This window comes from Sebaldella sp. S0638 (assembly GCF_024158605.1).
Lineage (GTDB): Bacteria > Fusobacteriota > Fusobacteriia > Fusobacteriales > Leptotrichiaceae > Sebaldella.
On the sequence record NZ_JAMZGM010000008.1, the window covers coordinates 12,815 to 34,282 of the forward strand.

Sequence of the window (21,468 nt, forward strand, 5' to 3'; positions counted from 1 at the left end):
TTTCAAAAACTATAATATATTCTAACCTAATTTTCCAAAATGTCAAGTCATAATTTTATATTTCTGATTTTTATGAAAAAACATCTGTTTTCCTTTGTATTTTCTACGTAATTCAATAATTTTTTTCATAAATCTGCAAAATACCTGTTCTTGCACTAAGTCCGTCATACAGCTGTTTTCATTAGGTTTTTCTATATTTGAAAATAAAATAAAAAAAATTTTTTTATTATTTTTTCAAAAAAACAGTCTGTTATGATATCTAATTTAACAGACTGTTTATAAATTTATTTTTTTGTATTTTCTGATGCTTTTTCTATTTCTGCGGCTTTCTCTATCATTTGGATAAATTCTGCCTTATATCCGTATTTATCATTTTCTTTATTATTTTTTGCCAGTTTCAGCACATCTTCATATGTAAGATTCCCTTTATGTTCTGAATTTCTCAGCAGCATCCCGAACTCAGCTGCTGATACAGCAAAATTAAAATCATTTGTATTATTCTTTTTATAAATATCCTGTTTCAATACTTCTTTTAATTCCTTGCTCTTATCACCGTCAGGCTCTTTGTAACGCAGCTTGAATGTAGCTATATCAGAACTGTTCTTTACTTTGGAATCCTGATATACCAGTTTATCTACATCAGTTTCAGAATTGCCGTTTTTTGGAACAATCTCATAAAGAACCGTCACCTGATGTCCTGATCCCACGTCTCCGGCATCTTTTTTATCATTTTTAAAATCTTCATTGGCAAGCTTTCTGTTTTCATAGCCTATAAGTCTGTATTCCTTTACTACAGCAGGGTTAAACTCTATTTGTATCTTTACATCCTTTGCTATTGTATAAAGAGTTCCCATAAGTCCCTGATCAAAAACCTTATCTGCTTCTTTCAGATTATCTATATAAAAGTAATTTCCATTTCCTTTGTTACTCAGTCTTTCCATTGTATCATCCTTATAATTCCCCATTCCAAAGCCAAGAATTGTCAGATAGATATTTTTCTTTTTATAAGAGGCGATAAGCCCTTCCAGCTCTGCTCCCGAAGTCACTCCTACGTTAAAGTCTCCGTCTGTTGCCAGTATTACTCTGTTGTTGCCGTTTTTAATAAGATTCTTCACTGCAAGGTCATAAGCTTTCTTTATGCCCTCTCCCCCGGCTGTGCTTCCTCCTGCACTAAGGTTATCCAGTGCTTCTATTATCTTATCTTTTTCTTTTCCCGAAGTAGGTTCAAGTACCACTCCTGCATTTCCTGCATAAACTACTATTGATACTCTGTCCTCTGAATTAAGATTATTCACCAGTTTTTTAAATGATTCCTTCAAAAGAGGAAGCTTGTTACTATGATTCATAGAACCTGACACATCAATTAAAAATACGAGGTTACTTTTTGGTTTCTTGTCTTCTTTGAGGTTTTCCCCCTGTATTCCTATTCTTAATATTTTATTCTTATTATTCCACGGGGAATCACCCATTTCAAAATCAAACCCGAACTTACCGTTTTCTTTTTCAGGCTTTTTATAATCATAAGAAAAATAATTTATCATTTCTTCTATTCTTACAGAGTCTTTCGGCGGCATTTTTCCCTGTGTCATAAGCATTCTGCGTACATTCGTATATGAAGCTGTATCTACATCAATTGAAAATGTAGATAATGGTGATGTTTTGGCATCTATAAATCCATTTTCATTTATCTCTGAATATGATTCTGTCCCTATAGAATACTCACTTCTCAAATCTGCTGTTGCACCTTTGGCATTAACAATAGTAACTGCTGAATTACTTCCAATCAGTACATCACCATTCGATTCTATTTTTCCTGTTGAAATCACCCTGTCCACATATACAATCTTTTCTACAGGCTTTTCCACCATTACCTGCTGCACTACCACTACTTCTTTTCTATCTGTCATTGTACAGCTGCTGAATAAAAAAATTAATGCTCCCAATAAAAATAACATTGTCTTTTTCTTCATAATCATCTCCTTTTTTATTTATTCTTTGTAAAATTATAACTTTTCCGTGTGAACTCTATGTGAAGTTTTATATTTTTATTCAAAAAAGGAAAATCACCACAGTCAATTTTCCTTTTTTCTAATACCTATTTGAATTTATTATAAAAAACAATTTCCTCAATGGGTTTTCTCATCTCTTTATGTCTGTCAGGAGATTTTGCCTCTCCATCTGCATAACCTATCTCCAGAATATTTATTGCTTCAAGATTATCCGGAATATTAAACTCTTTTTTCAAAGCTTCGGGATCAAAATATGTTATCCAGCATGAGCCAAGCCCCAGATCCTGTGCAGCCATCATCATGTGAGTTGTTGCTATTGTTGCATCTATATCCATTGTGTCTTTATTGTCATATGGACGGCGCCATGCAGTTTCACGGTCTGAACAAACTATTATGACAAGGGGAGCTCCGTGATATCTCGTTACTTTATCAAATTTTACCAGTTCATTCTCATCATTCACTACAAGAAATCTCTGCGGCTGAAGATTTTTTGCAGTTGGAATAACCCAGCCTGCCTCTATAATTTTTTTCATTTTTTCCTCTTCCACTTTCAAAGGTTTATACTGCCTTACCGCATATCTTTGTTTCGCAAGTTCATTAAAATCCATATTTTCCCTCCTTATAAAAATCTATATTGACATCCTAACATGGTCAGTATATAATTACAAGTAGTTACATTTTTACCATATAATTACAAAAAAGATATTCAATATCATAAATATATTCACTATAAAAAGGAAACTATAGGAGGAAAATGTGGAAAAAAAGATTCCAAATGCCCAGACAGCTTTCAGTGTTATGTAGAAAAAGCACTCAATGTAATTGGCGGAAAATGGTCATTTTTAATAATCAGGCATCTATTTGACGGTACCATGAGATTCGGTGAAATCAGAAAGTCGCTTCATAATATCAGCCCGAAGACATTGACCAGTTGTTTGAGGGAACTGGAAAAAAATAATATCCTTACCAGAAAAGTATATCCTACTATCCCGCCGGCAGTGGAATATACACTGACTGACAAAGGAAAGGATCTTAACAATATTATTAATGAAATGAAATTATGGGGAAAAAAGTGGACTTAGTCTTATTCAGCAGAAAATAACATTAAATTCATTTTTAGGAGTGTGGTATCAATGATTGGAATGCAGTATAAAATTAATCTTCCAAGTGATTATAACATGGATATTATAAGAGAAAGAGTAAAAAACAACGGCTATAAAACAGACGGTTTTCACTCTTTAAAATTTAAGTTTTATCTGATTACAGAAAAAAACATTAATGGTAATCATCAGAATTCTTATGCTCCGTTATATCTCTGGAAAAATCATTCTGGAATGAACAAGTTTCTTTTTGAGGGATTTTATGACAACATACTGGAGTCTTTCGGATGGCAGAATATAGATACAGGTATACCTTTATTTTATGATTTTAGTGATGATATTAAGAATTCCAAGTATGTATTTGAATTTACGCAGCATATAAAGCCTGCCAGAAGTCTCACTTCCATAAAAGACAGGATTATTGCCGAAACAGCAGGTTTTAATAATCATCTGGGAATTCTCGCCCTTTATAATCCTGAAACATGGAGATTTTCTATTTTTTTATTTACTGACAAAATAGACAGACTTTATCTGGAAAAAGGAAATTATTATGAAATTCTTCATATATCTGATGACGGCAAAAAATCAGATATTGAATCTTCGAAATAATTCTATTTCGGAATATAATATTTATTTATGACTTTTACAGTAAAAACCGGCTCAGGTTATTAACCCTGCCGGTTTTTTATTTTTACTTATAGTTAAAATATTGCTTTTAGTGTTACCCCTGCTCTGTAATCGTCTCTGTCATCATTCCCCACTGTATATTCTCCAGTAAGGAATATTCCGTATCTGTCCTCTACTTCCACACCTACACTTGCTCTTGTCTTAAATGTTCCTCTTTCATCCTGCGGTTTTGAGAGATTATGATAATTATCCTCTACTACTATCAGTCTTGCTTTTTCCCTTTCATTAAGGTCAGCAAGCTCATACTCATATGCAAAGTCCAAATTCCCTTTCAGCTTCCATGCACTCTGTGTTCCAAGAGGTACAGCCGCTTTTAGTTCTATTCCGGCTCTTGGTTTTACACTCCATGCATCATTTCCTTCTACTTCAAGTCTTTCCAGTCCTTTTTCACTAAACGTCGGTCTTGTCATATACATTGCTTTTAATGCCCCGTATGGAACAATACTCAGTTTTTTGCCAAGTTCGAATTCTCTGCCCAGTATATTATCAAACGATACCGAATATGTTTCATATGACGCATCCAGATCAGAAGGTCCGCTGCTTTCCCATAATATACTTCTGTCAGTATTATGGAAACTCACTCTTCCTGTAAGATCATTTCTCAGCTTCCATCCGTTTACACTATACTTATTATGTAATCCCAGCTGAATTGTATCTGCTTTTTCATCACTGTTTCCTGCATCATCAAAATTATATTCCGTGTGCATATATCCCAGTGAGTAACCGAATGTATGTCTGTAAGTTCTTTCTACTTCACGTAAAGCCAACACTCCAGCCGTAGTATAGTCATATCCTACTACACCGTCTGTTTCTTCTTTATTTTTACCTTTTCCTGCTATTACATTCAGCTTCACGTTTTCTTTTGTGTTATTTGAAGAATTTGCCATTAAATCCAGCGAGTTTTCAAATGCTCTTGCTATATCGTATTCTCTCTGATTCATATTGGCATATATATCTCCTGCCAGACTTGACATTGCAGTTCTAAAATCTTTTTCATTTGTTATAACATCAATTTTTTCAAATATCTCTTTTCTTTCATATTCTCCTTCAGGAGTGAGATATTTTTCATCAAGCGCACGTCCGAAGTCTTCATACCACAAACCGCTTGTGAAGTTATCATAGTCAATCTTCTGGGCATATAAATCATAGCCGTTTGTAGTGTCCACAGGTGTGATTTCCCATGTAAGCGACCCGCTCTTTATATTCGTTTTTCCATCTGTAAGCTTTATCTGACCGCCAGCAACTATAGCATTTTCCAGCTTGTATACATTAGCGCTTGTACCTTTTGTAAAAGTCGGCATTACTATAATAGTGTCACTTGCAGAGACTGTAAGGTCTCCTTTTACATCAAGATAAGTATTATTTACCACGAACATATAATTTTCACCGAGCGAATCCACATATGCCTCTGCTTTATGCGAAGTCAGATCAGGTTCTATTATCATATTAAACCCGTCTATAGTAAAGTTATCATTTACCTTTATTAATCCGGCATTTCTTATTGACGGTTTCGTGTATCCTTTTCCTGATTGCTGAACCATATTTGAATTTACTGCTCCCGGACCTAATATTATATGTGCTGAGTTATCTCCTTCAGCTATTGAAGCCCCTGCTGTATCTTTCTGCACCCCCACGCTGTTTGCACCATTTATTTCTATAGTTCCTTTATTATATAATACTGCACCGCTTGTCAGAAATACTCCTGTGGAATTATCCCCGTCCATTATTATTCTTCCTGTTAATTCATTAGTAATTGTGGCTCCGTCAGCGACTATTCCCGTAGAGTTATCTCCTGTAAGATGAATAAGTCCGCTGTTTCTGCCAACAGCTCCGACTATGTACATTCCCTGTGCATTATCTTCTGATGAAATTATATTTCCTTCATTTTTTATTACCGGAATTATTGAATTTCCGTCAGTTTTCCCGCCGTAAATTCCTATTCCGTCTTTTCCTACTTTTATTACTGCTCCTGAATGATTCGTAACAGATGAATCCACTCCGTAAATTCCCACAGCATATTTATTTAAAGTCGGATCAAATTTTGATACTATATCTGAATGTCCTACTTCAATGTTTCCATAGTTATCTACAGAACCACCGTTATTATATATTGCTATATTCCCTATATCTGATGCAGCTCCTGTACTTTGTATCGAAGCGTAATTGGCCGCTGATCCTCCCTCTGTATACAATGCTATATTTTCTCTTCCAAGCATGGATATACTGTTATAGTTTTGTATTACAGAGTCTTTGGCATGAACATAGACACCGTTAGTATTCAGAATAACTACTCCTCCGGTATTTGTGAAACTTGAACCGGCAGTATTAAGCAGATATCCGAATGAATCATTTCCTATTGAAGCTGTTGCTGTGGAATCAGTAATATTAACCACACCGTTTCCATAAACTCCCACAGAATTTTTATTTGCAGCAAAAGCATCATCCACGAACATAGAACCGCTTATATTAAGAATTCCTCCGTTTGTATAAATCCCTGTTCCGCCTTTTCCTACATTAAGTGCACCTGTCTGATTAATTGTCCCTCCGGCTGCTTTATTATATATCCCCAATGATTTGTCGCCCACTGTTATAATATTGGAATTTATTGTAGTTCCTGCTGTATTATCATAGTAAATTCCCATACCCGGATCTTTTTCATCAGATGAAACCCCTATTATTATGCTTCCTGAATTATTTATCTGTGCAACTCCGCCTTTTGAATATATCCCTATAGATTTATCACCTGAAAGATTTATTACCCCTGATGATACTACATTTCCTGATATATTTTCACTGTAAATACCTATAGCTTTGCTTTGTGTACTGTTTATCGCATTGCTGTTATCAATTCCTGTACCGTTTTTCAGAGCAAGCCCTTGAGAGTTTGCACCAATTGTAACTGTTCCTGTATTCTTAATTTCTCCGCCGTCTTTTACAAAAATCCCCGCCGAGTTATCTCCTACAGTTATTACCCCTGCATTTACTGCTCTCGCACCATTTTTACCGTAAACTCCCACAGACTTTATTCCAGACAATGAAATCTGACCTTCATTTACTCCTTCATAATTTGTATACCCTGCTATAAATCCCGAAGACACTCCGTCAAGAGCCATTCCTGTCTGTGAAGCCAATGCTCCGTTTACTGTTACATTAGTACCATATCTTACAGCTGAATTAGCTGCATTTATTCCTGTAGATGCATTTCCTGATCCAAGATTAACCAGATTTGCAGAAGCATTACTAAAATCAAATACGCTGTTTTTTATTGCTCCCAATGAGAAAGTCCCAGTACTCGCACCGTTTATTACTAAATTCGTTCCAAGACCGTTTACTGCTCCTGTTGATTCAAAGTTAAACAACACGGCGTCTGTCCCTGTAATTAATGCATTTACTGTCCCGCTTACCGTAGTTGTTGTATTTCCTGTTGTATATAATCCAAGAGAATTATTTCCCGAAAGTTCAAGATTTAATCCATTTACTGTAACTGCGGTATCTTTAGCAAATATACCTACACCGTCTTTTCCGGTTTTCATTATTCCGTTAACTGTCAATCCTGAATTATTAGTATATATTCCTATACCGCCTTCTGAAGCTGACATATCTATATTTGAACCTAAACCGAGAGTTACTTTGGAATCAGCCTGAGTCAGAAGTTTATTATCAGCAATTATCCCATATGCTTTTTTTGACCCTGCCAGTCCCTGAATTAATCCATGGTTTTCCAATTCTATTTTTTGATCTCCGTAAGATGGTATATTGCTCGTATCCAATGCATTGGCTCCGTACATTCCCACTCCCGCTTCACCTAATTTGACAGTTCCGCTGTTTTTAGCATATGAACCATTGGCACTGATTATTGCAATTCCGTCTTTTCCGGATACTTCGATAATCCCTCCGGCATTATTGCTGATCTCTCCGAAGTCAGCTACTATTCCTACACTTTTATCTCCGGAAAGAATAATACTTCCTCCGTCATTAATCAGCTTAATATCACTTCTTACAGCACCTGTGTAACTTTTTTGCGCTATTGCGATTTTACTAGGAGAAACACTTATCATATTTATTCCGGATTCAAGTGTTACATTTGATGATGAGAAATCTGTCCTGTTATAAGCATCATTGACATTATCAAGGTCTACATTTTGATTTATACTCAAAGTTCCTTTATTTACCTGTAATATTTTATAATCACTTACAGATCCCGGATCTATTGTTACATTAGCAGGAAGTAATGGTGTCCCTCCTCCTCCGAGACTTGAAAGCAGCATTGTTCCACCGCCTGTAGGTTCCAGTATCATCATTTTTGAGCTTGAATCTGTGAGTTTCAGATTCAGTGTTCCTGTTCCTGTGAACATATTAGTCAGGAATGTTTTTATATCCGCAGGATTATTCAGACCCTTATAATAAAAGGCTGTACCATTTACTCCTATTTCTGCCGTTGCTGTACCGCTTACTACATTAAAGTGACCCGTAGGATTATTCGATCCGTCCAGTGATGTGTAGAAAGCCAGTGCTCCGTTACTTGCTTTTATATTTGTTCCGTTTCCGATATTTATTGTAGTGTTGCTCCCTGAGGCTTTTTCAGCATAAAGACCTATACTTCCTGCTCCGCGGGCTTCTACCGTTCCCGAATTTATTGCTGTACTTCCTCCGACATTAGTATTCGCATATACTCCCACACTTTTTTCACCGTCTACGTAAATTGTTCCCGCTGTCATTGTAAAGTTTCCGTCTTTATTATATACACCTATGGAATTATCACCTCTCAGATCTATAGTCCCGCTGTTCTTAGCTGTGATTTTTGCACTTTCCAAAACCATACCAAGTGTTTTTATATAATAAACTGATGAACTGTCCTGTGCAGAAACTATAGTTCCTGTGTTTTCTATTTCCGCAGTTCCTGTTCCTGAAGATTTTCCGTATAATCCTAATGCTGACTCGCCGTTTAGCGTTATTATACCTGTATTTACCGCTTTACTGTTACTTGCTCCCGAAGTCATAGCATACATTCCCACAGCTTTTTCTCCTATTGTTATCTGTCCGGAATCATTTAATGCCTCTGCTCCGTTAGATACATATATTCCCGCTGCTTCTTTACCAATTGTTATCTGTCCCTGATTTGTTACCTCATATCCGCCAGCACTTGAAGCACCTGTGGCACTTACTCCTGTCATGGCATTTTCAGTAATAAGCTGTGATGACGTTCCCAGTGTTATTTTTGATTCAGTAAGTCCCAGTATAGAACCTGTAATTGTTCCCGTTCCCGGATTTCCTACTTCTATTTTATTATTTAATGTTAATATTCTGCTTTTGCCAATATTTCCCACAGTAAGTATTCCGCCATTTGTGACATTTACTTTTATATCCCCTGTATTAAATGACAAAGTGTCAGCACCGCTGTTATCTCCTATTGAATATATGGCTGCTGCATCTGTGGTATTATTCCCGTTAAATTCCACTGTTCCTATTGCTGCATTAAAATCTACATTTCCTTCAAGAGTATAAGCTACTGACTTTTCCTGAAGTTTCGTTACTCCCCCGCTTCCTGTTACCTTACTGTTTTCTGCATAGATTCCCACACCGTTCTTGCCTATTTCTATTATTCCGCCGTTATTTGTAAGTGTAGAATTTTTCAGTGTTATTCCTATACTTCTGTCAGTTACTGTATTATTCCCCATTATTATTTTTGACCCTGATCCCAAAATCAGATTTGAGTCACTTTGAGGAACAGCAGTATTATTCAGGTAAATTCCGTAGTTATTTTTTGAATCTGTTAATGTAATGATATTATTATGTGTTATGTCTATTTTTCTTGTTCCATAAGATGCCGGAGTTCCTGATACAAAATCATTAGCTCCATAGATTCCAACGGATTCAATTCCGCTTACATTTATAGTCCCGTTATTAACAGTTACTGTATCATTGGCTGAGAAAATTCCCAGTGAACCGTCACCGGCTATACCCGGATTCGCCACTTCTATAGTTCCTGTATTAGTTATATGACCATGATCAAGTGCTAAACCTGTTGATTTTTTACCGCTTAATGTAATTGTTCCGTTATTAGTTATTGAAACATCAGAAAGTTTTCCTGGATTTATCTGGGCTATTCCTATCTGTCCGTCAAGAGTTCCTGTTATACTATAGCCTGAAGCCAGTGTTACCTTTGATTGCGACATTTCTACACCATTATATGCATTACCTGTTCCTGTTAACGAAACATTTTCATCTATTGTCAGTTCGCCTTTATTTATAGACAGTGTATTATATCCGCTTCCCAATACTGTTACATTGGCTATTGAACTGCTCAGACTGCTTATGCTTGACAGATTTATGCTTCCTCCTGTAGGAGCGTTCCATCTGATTAAATTTGATCCCGGATTCATAGTTATGTTTAATTTATTAGCTGCTCCGGAACTTCCTACAAGTGATGATAATTCAGTTGCTATGTTCGAAGATGCTCCGCCTTCTATATAAAACGCCATCCCCCCGCTGTTTACAGTGGCATTCGCAGAGCCTGTCATATATAGTTTTCCTTTGCTTCCTGATATCACTGAAGGATAATTATAAAATAAGAGTCCTGCATTTCCTATAATGAAATTTCCGCCTGAAATATTTATTGTTGATTCATCTGCATAAAGTGCCACTGAACCATTTTCAGCACTTATTGTTCCATTGCTTATATTTGTAGAAGAACCTGATGTAGCATAAATTCCTACGCCTTTTTCAGATTTCATTGTTATGGCACCATTTGAAAGTGTATATGTACCTTCGTTATATACTCCTGTTGATTCTTTCCCTTCAAGCTGTATAGTTCCGCCTGACTGGCTTCCGTTTGAAGAAGCTTTTATGTACATTCCCGTTACTTTTTCATCAGGTGTTCCGGAGATTGTTTCATAAGACTTAATGCTTCCTCCTGTGAGAAATATACCGCTTCCTGCACCTGTTGCCGCCGAATACATCCCCACGGAACCTGTTCCTGCCAGAATATTACCGCTGTTTTCAGCTGTTGTTGCTGCTCCAGTGGCAAACATTCCCACAGATGAATTGCTTACAGTAAGCGTATTTGTACCTGCGGCATTATTTAACGCTCTTGCACCGTCTTTTACATAAATTCCTGTTGATCCGACGCCAGTTAGTTTTATATTACCGCTGTTTGTTATCTCTCTTGTTCCTGTTACAGAGCTGTCTTTTATTGATCCCGCACCTATTCCTACTACATTTTCCCCTGTAGACTGAAGGTCAGAACTTGTACCAAGTGTTATTACCCCGCCTTTCGTCCCAAGAATAGTGGCATTATCTATTGCTCCGAGGTTTATGGCTGAGTTATGTGTATAATCCTTTTTACCTACGCTTCCTAATACAAAACTCAGGGCTGATCCGCCGCCGTGTGTTGTATTGTCTATATTTGCAGTTGTTATATTAAATACTGAACCGTTTTCAAGACCAAAAATTGCTCCGCCGTTTTCATAAAGGACAAATTTACCTGTCCCTGCGTTGTATTTACTTGAACCGGCAAGGTATATTCCTACCCCGCTTCCATAAATATCCACTGTTCCGCCTGTCGTGCTGATTTCTGTCCCATTTTCCGCATAAATACCGGTTATATTAGCTCCAGCTTTTATTTTTCCTGCTGATATGTTTATTAATGCTTTATCTGCAAATATTCCCACTCCGCTTTTAGAGCCTGTCATATCTATATTGGAACTTCCGCTTAATGTTATTACAGCATCTGATTTAGCTGCATTATTATTTTTTACATAGATTCCTATTCCGTCAGAAACAGCTGTTCCGCCGTATTTTATAGTACCGTCATTAGTTATGTTAATTTTCTGGTCGCCATATGTTGCAGCTGATCCGCCGAAATTATTCGAACCATAGATTCCCACTGCGCTGTTTCCTGTACCTGCTGTATTTACATTAATTATTCCGCTGTTTTTAGTAAGTGATCCGTTAGCTGAGAATATTCCTGTAGATTTATTACCTGAAATTGTTATAATCCCTGTCGCACTATTTGTTATAGTGGCAAAATCTCCTGCTATACCTGTAGAATCATTACCTGTCATGCTGATCGTCCCGCCGTTAGTAAGCTTTATATTTCCTACAGCAGCACCGCTATAGCTTCTTTGTGCAATTCCTATCTGATTGGCACTGCTTCCTGTCAGTGATCCTCCTGCTGTTACTTCTACACTTGATGAGACAAAATCTACTTTATCATAATATTTCCCTGCATAAGTGTCCAGATTTACAGCATTGTTTATATCTACATTAGCTTTATTTATCAAAAAGTTATTATACCCTGTTCCTGTAACTGTTGTATTAGTTATTGAACTTACAGAAAGCAGCGTAGGCATTGCCGATGACTGAATCGTGGTAGAAGGTGAATCCCATCCTACAAGACTTGATCCCGAAGCCATATTTAACGCCAGATTACCAGAACTTACAAGATTCCCAAGTGAAGCCACAGTTCCTCCCGAAAGATAAAATGCAGTTCCTCCTGAATTTATATTAGCTGTTGATGTTCCGGTTACGCTTAAATTACCTGTTCCTCCTCTGTAAAAAAGAAGTCCTCCGTTATTTACAGTTGTGGCAAAACCGCTTCCCAGACCCACAGTTGCATTATTAGCATATATTCCCGCAGAACCGTTGCTTACCGTAAGAGTTCCCGCTGTAAGACTGGTAGCTGTTCCTGTGGCATATACCCCGATACCTGAGTTATTAGCAGTGATACTTCCCCCTGTCATATTAAAAGTTCCGTCATTATATACACCTGTTGATGTATTTCCAGTAACTGTTATTGCTCCGGAGTTTGTACCGCTTGATGAAGACAGTATTGCCAATCCTTGTGAACTTCCTTCTTTCACATTAATTGTCCCTTTATTTTCAAGACTTCCGCTTCCTGAGGACAGCATACCTACTGATGTTTTAGCTCCTGTATCAAGGGTTATCGTTCTTCCTGAATTATTTATAACTGATGTTCCTGCTCCGTTTGCCTGCAGCACTATATTATTTCCAAGTCCGTTATTTATTGTAATGTCCCTGTCCAGTGTAATATTCCCGTTATCAGTTCTTAAAAGCACACTTTTAGAGGCATTAGCTCCAAAATTCAAATTCTGTATATGACTTGCAGTAAAGACCATATTTCCAGTCTGTGCATAGTCAGTTCTTCTTAATATACCTATATTTTCAGTGCCGTTAACTGATATATTCAAATTAGAAATATTTCCTATTAAATTAGCACCCATCTGCTTTGATAAAGACAGTCCTACGTTATTTGTCCCCTGAACTACTATTCCGCCTTTTCCCTGATTTGTTCCGTCTATATATGCATATTGGTAATATGTAGGATCAGTACTGAATACATTTGCTACTCTTATACCATAATTTTCAGTGCCGTCTACTAATATATATCCCGGTCTTACAGTTACTCTCGGATTGGCAGAGCCTATACTTGCGTTATTAAGATATTGACCAAAGTCAATTCCTATACTACGTTTACTTTTTATATGAATAGTTCCTTTATTTAATGTATATGACATCAGTGGAGATTGTGTTCCCTCTGAATCAACCATTATGGCAATCATATTCTGTCCGTTATTCAAAGTTATTGTCCCGCTGTTTAGCAAAGTCGAATATCCCGTTAACATTGCAGCACTGCTTCCGCCTCCGTTTCCGTAGAGCAGTTGATGTTCAAATCCTAAAGTCATGTAATTGGCAGTAGGACTGGTATGGTTCATTGTCAGATTCCCTTTGAATTCAACGGTTTTTCCTGCAGGATCTATTACCTGATACGGGTTATAGCTTAAAAACATTGTTGTCGAATTAGTTGAGCCTGTATTTGTGTATGTCCAGTCACCTTCGACAGTATAGTTATAGTTATCAACATAGTTAAATACCGTAATAGGACTTCCGCTGGAAGCATAAGAAGCCGCACTTGTCTGCCATGAATTCCAAGGAGCACTTGGATATGCAGTGTTAGCGTATTCTATTCTTCCTGTCCATGTTCCCCCAGAAGATCCTCCGGCAGTTATTGTTACTCCGCCTGCATCAAGTGTACGAGCGCTTACATTATGTACCATCTGATTTGAAGTAGGAGTAAACGACGGACTGTAACTCTGCCCGAATCCTGTTGGAGTGAATGTCAGAGTCGCAGGTGTAAACGTCGAAGGTGTTAAAACAGACGGTGTCACAGGATTAAAAGCTACAGCAGTAACTGTAGGTGCTGTAGGTACAGCAGGTGCGGCAGGTGCCATTATTTCTCCTACTACAGGTTCCTGTACAGTAGGTGCCGTGGGAACTGTTACCTCAAAAGGAGTAATAACAGGTGTCGATATTGCTCCCGGCGAACTTGCTGTTATTGATCCTATGCTGATAGGATTTACTGTAGGTATTGAAATTGACGGAGTAGTTATTCCTCCGTATGTTCCTACAGATATTTCAGGAAGATCTTTTACATCCGGCGGTGTTACATTCATTGTAAGAGGTGTCACTTCTGCCACTTCCACATTTCCCACACTAAGATTAATAGCTTCCTTTTTCATATCTCTGAGTGTAATATTTACACCCATTCTTATCTCCTTACCTTCCTGAGGCGGCTGATAAGGTTTCCCCATTAATCCCGAAGTTCTTCCTGTTGCCACATAAACTCCGTTTTCATCATAGTATCCGTTTGTACCATGTTCCGGATTAGAATGATACATTGCACTTTCACTTGTATTATCCACATCTTTATTATATTCTTCATAATAACCGCTGAAAAATATCTGCCATTCCAGATATTCAGGTTTTACAATGTAGTCTCCCTGTAAATAGAGATCTTTTAATTCTTTATTCTTTTTCTTTAAAATGTTTTCGATAAGTTTATAATTGTCTTTATTGGTTTTTCCAGTTTGTATATTTTTGATTACCTTATTATAAAGTCTGTCATTTTTGGTAGTTGTCAGACTCTGGCCTGTATTGGCATAAGCTGTTATCATTGTGTTAATTGCTAAAAAAGACATTAATAATCTTTTATTTCTTTTCGGTTTTTTCATATTTTCCTCCTTAGTTGCACCTCTCAAATAGCCTTCCCCTGTTTATAAAAAATATCCTTTCTTTTTTTATCTTATAAATTATCTTTATAATCTGCTATTTTAAGAAAATTACGCCTTACCTTACTAAGGATTAATTTAACTTTTTTAAAAATAAAATTATTTATTTATATTTAATTGGTTAATTAAAAAAATAATTTTATATAATTAGTAGTTTTGTTTGCTAATAATGGTAGTTTTGTCAAAATAAAAGTACACCTCCTAATTCTAAAAAAAGTTTCGTTATTTTTTTAAAAAACAATAACCAAAAGATTTAATTATAATAAATATAAATAAAAAACAAAACACCATTGTATTATATTTTACTTCATGAATATGGTTTTGTCAATTCATTTTTCAAATTAAATACTAATGTAATTCTACCAAAACACAAAGTATTCTTAGTTTAAAAAAAGACTGTATCATAATTTTTCTTATTGATACAGTCATAAATTTTTTAATTTATTAAAAATATTACTTTATTATTTCTTCTGCCATTTCTAATATTTTCTCTTTACTTAATCCGTATTTTTCCTTAACTTCAGCAGTCTTTCCTGATTCTGTAAATGTATCATTCACCCCTACATATCTGAGTACTGCCTTATGTTCCGCAGCAGCGAGTACCTCTGCAATGACAGATCCCAAACCGCCGTATATCGTATGATTTTCTACTGTTATTATTCCTTTTACAGCTCTTCCTGTTTTTAATATCAGTTCCTTATCTACAGGTTTTAGACTTCTTATATTTATTAATTTGCACTTATATCCTTTTTCCCTCAAAAGTTCAAACCCCTCAAATGCCTGTTTTCCTGCTGTTCCTTCAAATATCACTGCTATATCGTCGCCTTCATCATATATTACCTGAGCCTTACCAAGTTCAAAACCGGTTTTTTCATTATTATACAAAGGCACTACATCCCTTGCAGTTCTTATATACACAGGCCCGTTTATTTCAAGTGCTTTTTTTATCATATCTTTCAGTTCATAAGTATCAGCCGGAATTAATACAGTAAGATTAGGCAGAACCCTTGAGAGGGCTATATCCTCCAATGCATGGTGTGTTGCACCGTCAGGCCCGTTATCCATACCGGGATGTGAGCCTATTATTTTTATATTTGCTTTGGAATAACACGCCTGTCTTAACTGTGTCCACACAGTACCTGTGACAAATATGGAAAAATCCACAAAAAACGGAATTAATCCTTCAAAAGCAAGTCCTGTTGTTACTCCCATTGAATTCTGTTCAGCTATTCCCATCTCAAAAAATCTTTCTGGAAATCTTTCTGCAAATTTATGTGTTGTAACAGAAGATGATAAGTCACTGTCTATCACTACTATTTTTTCATTTTGTTCTGCATATTCTATAAGTGTTTCACCTATAAAATCTCTTGGGGATACCAGTTTATAATTACTCATTATTATTACCTCCTGCTTCTATTTCCTCTATACCTGTTTTATATTCTTCATCGCTGAGTCCTCCGCTGTGCCATTTTGGATTATTTTCCATAAAGCTTACGCCTTTTCCTTTTACTGTATCAGCGATTATAAACACAGGTTTCCCCTTGACTCCCTTAGCCTTTTCTATTGCGTCAGTGATTTCCTCCATACTGTGTCCGTTGATTTCCATCAACTCCCAGTTAAAGGCTTTTATTTTATCATTTATAGGTTCCAGATTCATTACTTTATTTACATCATCTTTTGAAGAAAGTCTGTTATAGTCGAGTATTGCCACAAGATTATCCAGTTTATAATGCGGTGCTGACATTAATGCTTCCCATACTTGTCCTTCGTGAAGCTCTCCGTCTCCAAGTATCACATAGACCTTATTTTGATCCTTTTTCAGCTTTTTACCGAGTGCCATTCCCACACCGATAGAAAGTCCCTGACCGAGAAGTCCTGTATTAGCATCTATTTCAGGAATTTTATTTTTATCGGGGTGCCCTTGTAATCTTGAGTTTACTTTTCTAAAAGTATTGAATTCACTGTCTTCTATGAATCCAAGTTCATTCAGCACTGCATATAAAGCTGGAGTGGCGTGTCCTTTTGATAATACGACCCTGCTTCTTTCGGCTGAGTTAAAATCTATTTCATTGGCGTAAATTGCAGTAAGAATATCAATTACCGAGAGCGAACCTCCGGGATGTCCTGCATTAGCTCTGTATACCATTTCTAATATTTTTTTTCTGTTTTTTTTGGCTTCCTCTTTTAGTGTGTTAATTTTAGTTTTCATTTTATTCCTCCCACTATACTTTCAAATAACTAATAACTATCAATGTCAAAACACTTGTACCTGTCCCTGCAAGTACTACAATTATAAAAACTCAGTAACATAAGACTCCGATATTCTCTCCATCCTCCATAAATCAGCTAAATCTCACCGCCCAAACATCTTACCAAGATAATATATTACCAGACCTAAAGCCACAAAGTCTGTTTCCGGAAAAGTAGTTCCTGAAAGACCGATTACCTCCATAACAGGATATAACAGAGCAGGTCCTATTGCTATAAGTATTCCTGTTACAAAACCACCTGCTATGGCTCCTTTCCATCCTCCTGTTGCATTACCAAAAACACCTGCTGTGGCGCCTATAAAGAAATACGGTATTGCCACGGGAATTATTACCGTCATATGAAGCGCCGCGAGTATAAACATACATATAAGCCCGCCTGCATATGCAGATATAAATCCTACCACAGTAGCAGTAGGCGCATATGGAAATACTACCGGACAATCCAGAGCCGGTTTTGCATTTGGTATGAGTTTTTCCGATATCCCCACAAATGCAGGAACTATTTCACCCAAAAACATTCTTACTCCTGTTATAATAATGTATAGAGCCGCAGTAAATGTTAATGATTGAAATAACGGAAATACAAGCCAGCTTACTCCTCCTGAAAGCTGTTCTACTTTTGCCTTACCAGCCATAAATGCTGCTATATAGAAAAATATAATTATCGAAATACTTACAGACACTATATAATCTTTAAATATAGAAAGCCATCCCGGAAGTTTCAGCTTTTCTGTACTTTCCTCAGGTTTCCCTACTTTTGAACCAAGCCATCCCGAAAGCGCGTACGCTATAGTAACATAATGCCCCATTGCAATCTCATCGTTTCCTGTTACTTTTCTCATCCACGGCTGTGCCAATGCCGGATAAAGTGCCGCTGCAAACCCCAGTATTATTCCTCCCGCTATTATTACAGTAACATTGCCGAAATTAAGAGCTTTCAGAACTACTGTTAATAATGCCGCAAGATACAGGTTATGCTGCCCTGTAAGAAATATATACTTAAATTTTGTAAATCTGGCTACAAGCAGATTACATATAAATCCCACTACCATTACAAGAGAGACCACTGATGCAAACTTCGTCTGTGCAAGTGCCGTTATTGCTTCTGCCAGAGGCAGAACTCCTTTCAGACCGAAACCATCACTGAACAATGTCTGAAAACTTGCAAGAGAGGCCACAGCCATACCGGCTCCACCGCCGAAAATAAGAAATCCCACTATTGTTTTTAATGTCCCCGATATAATTTTTTCAGGTCTCTTTTTTTGCAGGATAAGTCCTAATAAAGCCATCAAACCTACCAGAATCGGAGCTGATCCCAAAAAATCAAAAACAAATATTTTCAAAATCTCCATTTTATACCTCCTTGGTTTCTTTTAGATAATTTTCCAGTTTTTCCTTTATCTCCCCTTTATTCATAAGATCTTCTATTCCAATGGTATATTTTGCATCTTCTTTTACCTGATCTACCAGATCATTCATGGTTACTACGAAGTCTACATCATAGTTGCTTAATGCACTTAATACATCATGTTCCATTTCAATAGGAAACTTATTTTCGCCTATTACCTGTTCAAGTTTTATTCTGAGCATCATACTGCTTCCCATACCTGTTCTGCATACTACAAGACCTCTTTTCATACTTCTCACCTCTTATATTTTTTTATTTTTCAAATAATCATAAATTTTTTCTCCATCCTTTTCGCTGTCCAAAAGTCTGAAAAACTCTTTATCTTCCAGAAGTTCCGATAATTCTTTCAGTATTTCTATGTGTTCGTTACTGCTTTTTATTGCAAGGCAAAATATATATTTTACCGGATCATTATCTACATTTCCGAATTCCACGGGATTCTTTAATGTAATAAGACCGAAACCTGTTTCTAATATTCCCTCTTCTGCTTTTGCATGGGGAAGGGCTACATTTTTAGTTACCACAAAATACGCTCCCATATCTTTTACTGCTTTCTTCATAGCTTCTATATAACTCTGGGTTATTATACCGGCTTCCAGCAGCTCTCTGCCGCCTTTTTCAATTGCTTCTTCCCAGTTTTCCGCTTTTACGTTTAGTTTTATCCACTCTTTTTTTATGTAATCGGTCAGCATTTCTCACCTCCTGAACCTTTTATATTTATCTAAAATCTCTGTAATTTCCTCTTTTGAGTTTGTTTCTGCCATTTTTTTCCTGAAAGAAAATTCTTCTTCAAGTCTGAGAATATCTTCCAGACTCTGTACATGATCTTTTTTATCCACCGCTGACAGACAGAATAACAAATTTACTTTTTTACTGCCGGGAAATACTACCGGATGCTTTAAATACAAAAGACTTATCCCTGATTTATACACATTATTCATATTTTCTGCATGAGGAATTGCCAGACCTTCACTGACTACCATATATGACCCGAAATTATTTATGAGTTCTATTATACTTTTAGAATAACTTTCATTTACATACTTCCCTTGCACCAACGGCCTAAATCCTTCTTCCACTGCATCTTCCCATTTTTCCAGTTCTTCTTTTTCAAAGATTATATTTTCCTCTTTCAAAAAATAAAACAAATCCTTTTTCCCGATTTCATCTCCTCTTATACTTACACTGAAAATACTCTGGAGTTTTTCCCTGAATTCTTCTTTATTTTTTATATCCGCACTTTTTTTCAGCTGTTTTACTATTTCTGAAATATCATATGTATTCTGTTTTCTGGAAAAACCATGTTCATTTAATATTGCAGTATCTTTTTCAGTGAGAAATGGAGAAACCTTGATTACGGGAACATTAATATTTTCTTTTACATTTATATTCAAATCTGCAGTTGTAATAACAGCATCTATATTTCTGTAAGATTTATCAATTTCCAGATAGGATATTATCTTTATTTCATTTAATTCATAGGCCCTTTGAAGTTTATATGCCAGTATATTTGTCGTACCGAACCCTCCTATACATACCAGCAGCACATTTTTTATTTCTCCCTTATTATTTCTGTTTCTTTCCAATGCTGCCTGAAAGTGAATAAGGAAAAGCAGAAGTTCATTTTCGGGAAACTCTGTATTTATGAGGTTTTCCAAAGCTTTTAGTTCTTCTTTTATCACGGTAAAAAGCCTTGGATAAATTTCCCTTGCCTCTTCGTAATATACTTCCATACTTTTTAGATTTATATTATTACGTATTCTGTAAACAGCAGGTTTTATATGATTCATCAGACCTTCAAGAAGCCAGACATCGTCTTCGAGATTTATTTTTAATTTTTTCCCTACATTCTTTATTATTTCTTTTATAAACATGTTTATTTTTATCCACACATCAAATATTGACGTATTATATGAATATGAAAATAATCCTGTTAAAAAATCTGCTATCTGTAATTTTTCATTTTCTGTAAACAATATTTCAAATTTTTTCTCCAGCAATACTATTTCCTTGTTTATTTTTTGATACTCCTGTGTAGTTTTCAAAAAATTAGCATTTTCATTTTTCAAAATAAGGTTGTTGGTTTTTATTCTCTGAATTGTAATAATAAGATACATGTAAAATGTTTTATAAAGTTTATTTGTTTTCAAATTATGCTCGGAAATGTTTTTCAAAAACTTTTCTATGAGAAGCTGTTCCTCTTTGGTAAACATCTTTTTCAAACCGGTAATCACTATATTGTCTCCGATCCCGTTCAGATATTCATCTATATATTTGTCCAGCGTATCAATAAGCAGTTTTCTTTTCTCAAACTCATCATTTACCGGAAAACAAAGAGAATTGGCGACCAGCTCTATCCCGGTCTTTTTCATTTTCTTTTCCAGCAAAGCCAAATCCTTTTTTATAGTCGTCCTGCTTACATCCAGTTCTTCGGTGAGTCTTTTCAGATTTACCTTTCCATCAAACAGCAGTTTTATAAATATATAATCTTCTCTCTCCTGTTTTGATACTTTCTCCACTTCCTTCAGATCTTCAATCATTTCCAGCATTTTTGAAGTATTATTCATATGCAGCCTGCCTCTTTTATTTATAATATATGAAGCAGTTTTCTCAGCAGATATAATAAAATTAATATTATCAATTTCATATCTTACTATTCTTTCAGACAACAACAGATTTTCACCAATATCTCTGATCGTGGTTTCTTCCTTTCTGGAAATATATTCCAGAATTTTTATTGTTCTAGAACTGATAATCATATTTAATCCTCATTTCAACTATAGTCACTTATAATATACCCTGAATAGGTAAAAAGGAAAGATTCACATATTTGTATTATAAAGTTACAAAAAGTTTTAAAAAAATTTCTCTGCTTGAAACATAAAAATTAATGCTCTCTATTCTATG

General features: G+C 35.9%; 11 protein-coding genes. 2 read left to right on the forward strand and 9 right to left on the reverse strand.

The window, feature by feature from the left end:
- Positions 1-284 precede the first annotated feature (284 nt).
- Together NK213_RS03990 and NK213_RS03995 are read right to left on the reverse strand one after the other, a co-directional pair.
- The gene (locus tag NK213_RS03990) at positions 285-1,970 is read right to left on the reverse strand and encodes a VWA domain-containing protein (RefSeq protein ID WP_253346936.1); all 1,686 of its coding nucleotides are present in this window, start codon (positions 1,968-1,970) and stop codon (positions 285-287) included.
- Between the two features lie 125 nt (positions 1,971-2,095).
- Positions 2,096-2,617, reverse strand: coding sequence for a nitroreductase family protein (locus NK213_RS03995; RefSeq protein WP_253346938.1), 522 nt, complete (start codon positions 2,615-2,617; stop codon positions 2,096-2,098).
- Positions 2,618-2,830: 213 nt separating this feature from the next.
- On the opposite strand from NK213_RS03995, the gene NK213_RS04000 reads away from it, so the two are divergent.
- Both NK213_RS04000 and NK213_RS04005 read left to right on the forward strand, forming a co-directional pair.
- A complete protein-coding gene (locus NK213_RS04000) occupies positions 2,831-3,091 on the forward strand; it encodes a winged helix-turn-helix transcriptional regulator (protein WP_371926365.1) in 261 nt (86 codons plus the stop codon).
- 51 nt (positions 3,092-3,142) lie between these two features.
- The gene (locus NK213_RS04005; RefSeq protein WP_253346940.1) at positions 3,143-3,718 is read left to right on the forward strand and encodes a DUF4865 family protein; all 576 of its coding nucleotides are present in this window, start codon (positions 3,143-3,145) and stop codon (positions 3,716-3,718) included.
- Between the two features lie 92 nt (positions 3,719-3,810).
- On the opposite strand, the gene NK213_RS04010 is transcribed toward NK213_RS04005, so the two are convergent.
- The 7 genes from NK213_RS04010 to NK213_RS04040 all read right to left on the reverse strand — a co-directional run bounded on the left by NK213_RS04010 (position 3,811) and on the right by NK213_RS04040 (position 21,320).
- The gene (locus tag NK213_RS04010; protein WP_253346942.1) at positions 3,811-14,826 is read right to left on the reverse strand and encodes a hypothetical protein; all 11,016 of its coding nucleotides are present in this window, start codon (positions 14,824-14,826) and stop codon (positions 3,811-3,813) included.
- A gap of 510 nt (positions 14,827-15,336) precedes the next feature.
- Entirely contained in the window at positions 15,337-16,278 is a 942-nt protein-coding gene (locus NK213_RS04015) for a transketolase family protein (RefSeq protein WP_253346944.1), read from the reverse strand.
- Complete coding sequence (locus NK213_RS04020) at positions 16,271-17,092, reverse strand: transketolase (RefSeq protein WP_253346945.1); 822 nt, start codon at positions 17,090-17,092, stop codon at positions 16,271-16,273. The genes NK213_RS04015 and NK213_RS04020 overlap by 8 nt, the downstream gene beginning before the upstream one ends.
- Positions 17,093-17,236: 144 nt before the next feature.
- Entirely contained in the window at positions 17,237-18,505 is a 1,269-nt protein-coding gene (locus NK213_RS04025) for a PTS ascorbate transporter subunit IIC (RefSeq protein ID WP_253346946.1), read from the reverse strand.
- A gap of 1 nt (position 18,506) precedes the next feature.
- Positions 18,507-18,791: a PTS sugar transporter subunit IIB gene (locus NK213_RS04030; RefSeq protein ID WP_253346947.1), complete on the reverse strand. Its 285-nt coding sequence runs from the start codon at positions 18,789-18,791 to the stop codon at positions 18,507-18,509.
- A 12-nt stretch (positions 18,792-18,803) separates the two neighbouring features.
- Complete coding sequence (locus NK213_RS04035; protein WP_253346948.1) at positions 18,804-19,253, reverse strand: PTS sugar transporter subunit IIA; 450 nt, start codon at positions 19,251-19,253, stop codon at positions 18,804-18,806.
- Positions 19,254-19,256: 3 nt separating this feature from the next.
- A complete protein-coding gene (locus NK213_RS04040; protein ID WP_253346949.1) occupies positions 19,257-21,320 on the reverse strand; it encodes a PTS sugar transporter subunit IIA in 2,064 nt (687 codons plus the stop codon).
- Between the last annotated feature and the right edge of the window lie 148 nt (positions 21,321-21,468).